Origin of the sequence: Ancrocorticia sp., from assembly GCF_052089425.1 — a bacterium.
Taxonomy (GTDB): Bacteria; Actinomycetota; Actinomycetes; order Actinomycetales; family Actinomycetaceae; genus Ancrocorticia.
The window spans coordinates 1-6,278 of record NZ_JBQCZW010000051.1; the positions used below are offsets into that span (position 1 = coordinate 1).

7 protein-coding genes and 1 tRNA gene are annotated in these 6,278 nt (G+C 59.5%); 2 read left to right on the forward strand and 6 right to left on the reverse strand.

Going from position 1 to position 6,278, the window contains the following annotated elements; genetic code table 11:
- Position 1: 1 nt before the first annotated feature.
- Positions 2–75: transfer RNA gene (locus tag ACTHV6_RS11160), tRNA-Leu, on the reverse strand.
- A gap of 274 nt (positions 76–349) precedes the next feature.
- Between ACTHV6_RS11160 and ACTHV6_RS11165 the strand changes: the two genes are divergently transcribed.
- Together ACTHV6_RS11165 and nhaA are read left to right on the forward strand one after the other, a co-directional pair.
- A complete protein-coding gene (locus tag ACTHV6_RS11165; RefSeq protein ID WP_441387641.1) occupies positions 350–577 on the forward strand; it encodes a ribbon-helix-helix domain-containing protein in 228 nt (75 codons plus the stop codon).
- A gap of 230 nt (positions 578–807) precedes the next feature.
- Positions 808–2,013, forward strand: coding sequence for a Na+/H+ antiporter NhaA (nhaA, locus tag ACTHV6_RS11170; RefSeq protein WP_441387643.1), 1,206 nt, complete (start codon positions 808–810; stop codon positions 2,011–2,013).
- Positions 2,014–2,099: 86 nt separating this feature from the next.
- Here the strand turns inward: nhaA and ACTHV6_RS11175 are convergent, their stop codons facing one another.
- The 5 genes from ACTHV6_RS11175 to ACTHV6_RS11195 all read right to left on the reverse strand — a co-directional run.
- Positions 2,100–3,077 (reverse strand): Ppx/GppA phosphatase family protein, encoded by a 978-nt coding sequence (locus tag ACTHV6_RS11175; RefSeq protein ID WP_441387645.1) that lies wholly within the window; start codon positions 3,075–3,077, stop codon positions 2,100–2,102.
- Positions 3,074–3,652: a DUF501 domain-containing protein gene (locus ACTHV6_RS11180; RefSeq protein WP_441387646.1), complete on the reverse strand. Its 579-nt coding sequence runs from the start codon at positions 3,650–3,652 to the stop codon at positions 3,074–3,076. Before ACTHV6_RS11180 ends, ACTHV6_RS11175 begins: the two co-directional genes overlap by 4 nt.
- Positions 3,649–4,215 carry an FtsB family cell division protein gene (locus tag ACTHV6_RS11185; RefSeq protein WP_441387648.1) on the reverse strand — a complete coding sequence of 189 codons (567 nt, stop codon included), beginning with the start codon at positions 4,213–4,215 and terminating at the stop codon, positions 3,649–3,651. Before ACTHV6_RS11185 ends, ACTHV6_RS11180 begins: the two co-directional genes overlap by 4 nt.
- A 132-nt stretch (positions 4,216–4,347) precedes the next feature.
- Positions 4,348–5,628 carry a phosphopyruvate hydratase gene (gene eno, locus ACTHV6_RS11190; RefSeq protein ID WP_441387650.1) on the reverse strand — a complete coding sequence of 427 codons (1,281 nt, stop codon included), beginning with the start codon at positions 5,626–5,628 and terminating at the stop codon, positions 4,348–4,350.
- A gap of 143 nt (positions 5,629–5,771) precedes the next feature.
- On the reverse strand, positions 5,772–6,278 hold a 507-nt coding region (locus tag ACTHV6_RS11195), incomplete at its 5' end, for a hypothetical protein (protein WP_441387652.1).

Below are 6,278 nucleotides of genomic sequence, written 5' to 3' on the forward strand. Positions count from 1 at the left end.
GTGCCCCCAGTGGGACTCGAACCCACACTGGACCGATTTTAAGTCGGTTGCCTCTGCCGATTGGGCTATGGGGGCCCGCTGAACATTCTAGGGGATGCACGCTTGATGTAAGTAATTGGCGATGGCCCGCGGCTGTTCACCATTGAGCTCAGTGATGGCGAGTTCCGCGAGAGTTAGCGAATGTAGCGGAAGTTGGGTTTCTCCGCTAACTCTCGCTGCGCCCGCCAACTCTCGCGGCATTCGCTCGCCCTCGAGGCGGGTATCGGCTCAGGCTAACGTCTGAATCTTCGCACTTATGTTGGGCAGTGATCGCTCTTCATCTAAACCAACAATTTTTGTATAGTTTTGTATGACTACCCAGACTCTCAACATCTCGCTCCCGCAGGAATTAGTTCTCCTGATTGATAAGCAAGCGGAACGCGACTTTGCCTCACGCAGTGAATACATCCGGCGTGCGGTAGTCAGCCAGTTGCGAGCAGAACACGAGTTGCAAGCGGTGTTCGACCGCGCCAACGCCCGTGGCAGCGCTATGAACATCACGTCGGAGCAGCAGGTCTACGACATCATCGATGAGTAGCGCGGAATGTCCAAACGCATCGTTGTTGATACTAACGTCTGGATCTCCGCGTTAGTTTTCGGCGATGTAAGCTTAGGTGGCACATAAGTGGTCAAGCCGGAGCGATGGGGACCGCCGTCGTCGTCGTCAAAAAGCTTCGTTCCCACAAACCAGAGCGTGGAATCTTCGCAAAGACATGCCACCAAGCCTGTAAGGTGAAACCGGCCTACTCGCACCATCTAGGAGGAGACGTGCAGCCCGGTAAGAATAAGAATCCTTTGGCGCGTTACCGAATTGCCCTTCAAAACGAATCGTTCGCTGGCCTGCTCTTGGTAGTTGGCGCTCTGATCGCGCTGGTGTGGGCGAATTCGCCGGTTCGCGGCAGCTACTTCACCATCGCGCAAACGATTGTGGGCCCAGAGGGTCTGCATCTTGATCTCACCATCGCGAACTGGGCGGCTGACGGCCTACTCACCGTCTTCTTCTTCGTTGTGGGCCTAGAGCTCAAGCAAGAGTTTTCCACCGGATCCCTTCACGATCCGCGCAAGGCGGCCGTACCGATCCTCGCTGCAGTATGCGGAATGCTGGGCCCGATCGGCGTGTACTTCGCCGTACAGCTCATCACCGGATCGGGCGAATACGGCGGCTGGGCCATTCCCGTAGCCACGGACATCGCCTTCGCGCTGGCTGTCCTCTCAATCTTCGGAAAGGGACTGCCCGCCGCGGCCCGAACCTTCCTCATGACGCTTGCGGTGGCGGACGATCTGGGCGGCATCATCGTGATCGCCCTGTTCTTCTCCGATGGCATCAACTTCCTCTGGCTCGGATTGGCCATCGTGGCGATCGCCCTGTTCGGGTTCGCCTGCAAGAAGCGATTCGCGCGTTGGTGGCTGCTATGGCCGCTGGCCATCTTGGCGTGGTACTTCATGCATAGCTCCGGCATTCACGCCACTATCGCGGGCGTTGCGCTGGGCATGGTGGTCCCGGCGCGGCTAGCAGCTGGCGAAAAAGAGAACTTGGCCCGCCGCTTCACCGAGAAGTTTGAGTTTGCCAGTGCTGGATTCGTAGTGCCGATCTTCGCGTTCTTCGCCGCCGGTGTGAACATTACCGAGGCTGGGGGCTTGGGCGAGCTGCTCTCCGACCCGGTGGCCGTTGGCATCTACCTTGGCCTGCCGCTTGGCAAGCTGATCGGGATCTCAGGCGGCGTGTGGATCACGCTCCGCTTCTTCAAGCTTCGCCTTGGAGACGGCATCACCATCGGTGACATTGTGCCAGTCTCCATCGTGACTGGCGTTGGATTCACCGTCTCACTCCTTATCGCCCAGCTGTCCTACCCACCAGCTGACCCACATGAAGCGCACGCAAAGGTAGCAGTGATTCTCGGGTCATTCATCGCGATCGTTGCCGGGGCCATCGCCCTAAGGATTCGTAAAGCACAGCGGCTGCGCAACGCCTGAGTGCTTGAAGCCCGGCATGCTTGGTGGCCGGCTTCGTGGCTTGTCTGACTATAGCGCTCGTGACTCTAGGGCTCTGGCTTATCCGCCTACAGCGCCCGGGGCTCCTGCGGATCGTGTGCCGCCCAGAGCGCCATTCCATCCAGAATGTCGTGCTCTGACGTAATGATTGCCTTGAGGGAGGTCCCGCCATCGGCCATCCGTGCCGCCACGCGCTTGACCACTTCCTCCCACACCAGCGCGCCTGACGCCATGACATCCGAGCGCCCTGGGTGCATGTACCCCAGCGCGTCGCGTTCTGACTTTTCCGAGTGGATGAACCACTCGCATACCTCGGTCACTTGTTCTACGGTCAGCTCGGTCCCGTGAATTCTGGCGGGATCATACTGCTGGAGTCCGAGCGCCCGCGCGGTCAGGGTTGTCACCGTTCCGGCCAGCCCTACGAGCCCGCGCGCGCTGGTGAAATCAACAACCGCCTCGGCCTCATCAAGAGCGGCATTCACATCCGCACGCGCGGCAGCAATCTGTTCATCGGTGGCCGGATCGGAGGCCATGTGGCGCTCGTGCATCCGCACGCACCCCACGTTCATAGAGAAATCCGAAACAACGCCTTGACCCGGTTCTCCTAAGACGATCTCTGTGGATCCACCGCCCAGATCAACGGCGATCACAGGGGACGGACCATCCGTACCCATCACGGAAGCCGCACCTTCGAAACTGGTGCTCGCCTCCTGATCGCCGGTTAGTACCTGAACGGGAACGCCCAGAGCCCGACGGACACCGTCCAAGAACTCCTGACGGTTGGAGGCATCTCGAGTGGCGGACGTGGCGGCAAATCGTATCGATTCCACCCCATGTTCACGGCACAGATCCGCGTACTCCCCCACCTTAGCCAACGTGCGCTCAAGCGCCACCGGATCAAACTGGCCCGTGCGGTCCACGCCTTGGCCCAGCCGCACCACGTCCATGAGCCTAACTACATCGTCTAGCGGTCCATTCTGCCCGGGAACGTCTGCGATGAGAAGGCGAATCGAGTTAGTTCCGCAATCAATTCCTGCAACCCTCATGCCAGTCCCTTTCGTGAATCGTCTGTTCCAGCACCAGAATCGTCAGTTCCACCTTCGCCACCATCGCCGCAGTGGCACACATCAGGATCCCACCCGATGGCATCCAGCGCCATGTCCCCGATGGGGCAAACGCCGCGCCCGGCAGCCAGCGAGTATCCTGCCAGCGCGTGCAGGCACTTGACGCGCGTAGGCATTCCGCCGGCCGACACACCGGCGATTTCCGGTACATCGCCCAACAGGGAGCGCCGGGCCACGTAGCTCTCGTGTGCAGCGGCATGGGCGGCCGCCAGTTGTGGATCACTGGTGAGCGCCTCATTGTATTCGGCCATCTTGCCATCGGCTTCCAGCCGGGAGATCTGATACACCAGATACGGCAAGCTCAGGTAGAAGAGCGTGGGAAAGGGGCTGCCATCGGGCAGGCGCGGGGACGTGACCGTCACAGCCGGACGCCCGCATGCGCACCGGGCGCCAATAGCTACCAGTCCGCGCGGTTCGCGCCCCAGCTGCTCCGCGATTTCCTCGCGATCGCCCTCGCGCAGATCGGTCACGTTGGCGCCGATATCAGTTACGTTCACTGGCTATCCGTATCGTCTGTTGGTTCAGTTTCATTCGTGGCTTCCGGAGCCGGCGTGGGGTCGGGAGTCTCCGGTCCATCATCTTCTGGGGAATTGAGGACCGGCGCCTCATTTGGATTGTCGAAATCCGCCTCCGTTTGCCCGGAAACGCCGATCGAATCCCACATGGTCACATACCAGGGAGTTGCCGCGCGGCGGTCCAGATTGACGTTCTCAATCCGTTCGTCGCGCTGCTCCTGGGCGGTTCCCGCCTCCGGGTCCTTCACCACATAGAGCGTTTGCCCCGGCATCACGTATCCCAGCCGCTCGCGGGCCTGAGAACGCACAAACTCATCATCGTTCCACAGCTCCAGTTCGGTCTCCAGCTCCTCGTTATGTTGCTGAGTTGAGGCCAGATCTGACCGCGCAGCCGCAAGTTCGCGCTGGGATGCGTAGTAACGCGAGGCCGTGGGGAACACGATGACGATCGCCACGATCAGGGTGAGTACCACGGCGATGAGCCGCAACGAGTATTTTCTACTTCCACGGCCATCGGCGACGACGACGGAGTGCTTCGTCCGCACTCGTTGATCGTGAGGGCTTCTCCGAGAATCTGAGCGCCCAGGCCCGCGTGAAGGATTCATGCCAGCCATTCTACTCAAGGGAACATGAGAGCGGGCCACCCGCGTGGGTGGCCCGCTCTGAGCTTAATCTACTTAGGCTTGGAAGCGCGGGAAAGCGCTTGCGCCTGCGTAGACTGCATCATCGGAGAGTTCATCTTCGATGCGCAGCAGCTGGTTGTACTTGTTGACGCGCTCGCCACGGGCGGGGGCGCCGGTCTTGATCTGGCCTGAGTTCGTGGCAACCGCGAGATCCGCGATGGTCGTGTCCTCTGTTTCGCCGGAACGGTGGGAGGTCATGGACTTGAATCCTGCGCGGTGCGCATTCTCCACAGCCTCGAGCGTTTCGGTGAGCGAGCCAATCTGGTTCACCTTGACCAGAAGGGCGTTTCCAGCCTTCTCATCAATTCCACGCTGAAGGCGCTCAGGGTTGGTGACGAACAGATCGTCGCCAACCAGCTGGACCTTATCGCCGATTTCTGCGGTTAGTGAGGTCCACGCGGCCCACTCATCCTCATCCAGCGGATCCTCGATGGATACCAGCGGGTACTTGGCAACTAGCTCCTTGTAGTAGTTGACCATGTAATCGCTATCCTTCGGGCCACCTTCGAACTGGTAGGCGCCGTCGGAGAAAAACTCGGAGGAGGCAACGTCAAGAGCAAGTGCCACATCCTTGCCGGGTACGTAGCCGGCCTTTTCGATTGCCTCGCAGATAAGGTCAAGTGCCTCCGCGTTGGAATCGAGGTTGGGGGCGAAGCCGCCCTCATCACCCAAACCGGTGTTCAGGCCACGATCCTTCAGCACGGACTTCAGGGTGTGGTAAACCTCTGCACCCCAGCGCAGTGCTTCCTTGAAGGAAGGCGCACCGATTGGAGCAATCATGAACTCCTGAATATCAACGTTGGAATCAGCGTGGGATCCACCGTTGAGGATGTTCATCATCGGAACGGGCAGAACGTGGGCGTTCGGGCCACCGATGTACTTGTACAGCGGGAGGCCAGCAGATTCTGCTGCGGCCTTCGCAACGGCAAGGGACACGCCAAGAATCGCGTTGGCGCCAATCTTGCCCTTGTTGGGTGTGCCGTCAAGATCGATCAGGGTTTGATCAATGAAGCGCTGATCCTCAGCGTCCATGCCCACAATCTCAGGCTCGATAATTTCCGAAACAGCTGCGACGGCGTCCGCAACGCCCTTGCCGCTGTAACGATCCTTATCGCCATCACGGCGTTCAACCGCCTCAAAGGCGCCTGTTGATGCGCCGGAGGGAACGCCAGCGCGGGCGAAGGTGCCATCGTCAAGCAAGACCTCGACCTCAACGGTCGGGTTGCCACGTGAATCCAGAATTTCGCGGGAAGCTACAGCTTCAATGCTGGCCACAGGTACTCCTTTGGTTAATCGACATAGCCGCGGCGCGGCCACGTTCTATATTCTTGCGCAATTTCGCTCCGTGCGTTAGCCCGTAACGCAATTGCGCGCATACTTTCGCCCCGAGCGTTCTCGCTTGCGCGAAATTTCCGGGACTAGTTACCTAGTTGCTGGCTCGGATCTGGTTGGATCGAGCCCAGCGAACGATCGTCAGTGGTCAAGAAGGGCGGAAGCTCCCCTGTTGCACTGGCGTAACGTGGGCTGAATTCAATGTCAGGATCAGCAGAAACCGCAGCCAACTCCGCGTTGAACTCAGGAGATGCCTGACTCAACGTGACAGCCAAGCACACATCCTTGATTTCATCGGGAGAATCTGTGGTTACCTCGCCCACGCCCATGGACTGTGAACACGCGGCGAAAGCACTATCTTCGAACTCCGGGCTGATCTGATCACTGTAATCGTCCAGAATTGGCCCGAGCAGCGCCGAGTTCATACCGATCTGCAGCAGCTGAATACGCGGATCCTGATCGGTTACTCCCAGATCGGATGCCAGAGCATCAATGCTCTTCTCCGATACTTCCTGTCCGTTCACGATTGCTGCCGTGCCAGGATTCGATGAGCATCCTGCCAAAAGACCCGCAGCAAGCAGTGCCACACCAAT

Coding starts and splice junctions, on each gene's coding strand:
- ACTHV6_RS11175 (WP_441387645.1), bottom strand. CDS start 3,077: ATGAGGGTTGCAGGAATTGATTGCGGAACTAACTCGATTCGCCTTCTC.
- ACTHV6_RS11165 (WP_441387641.1), top strand. CDS start 350: ATGACTACCCAGACTCTCAACATCTCGCTCCCGCAGGAATTAGTTCTC.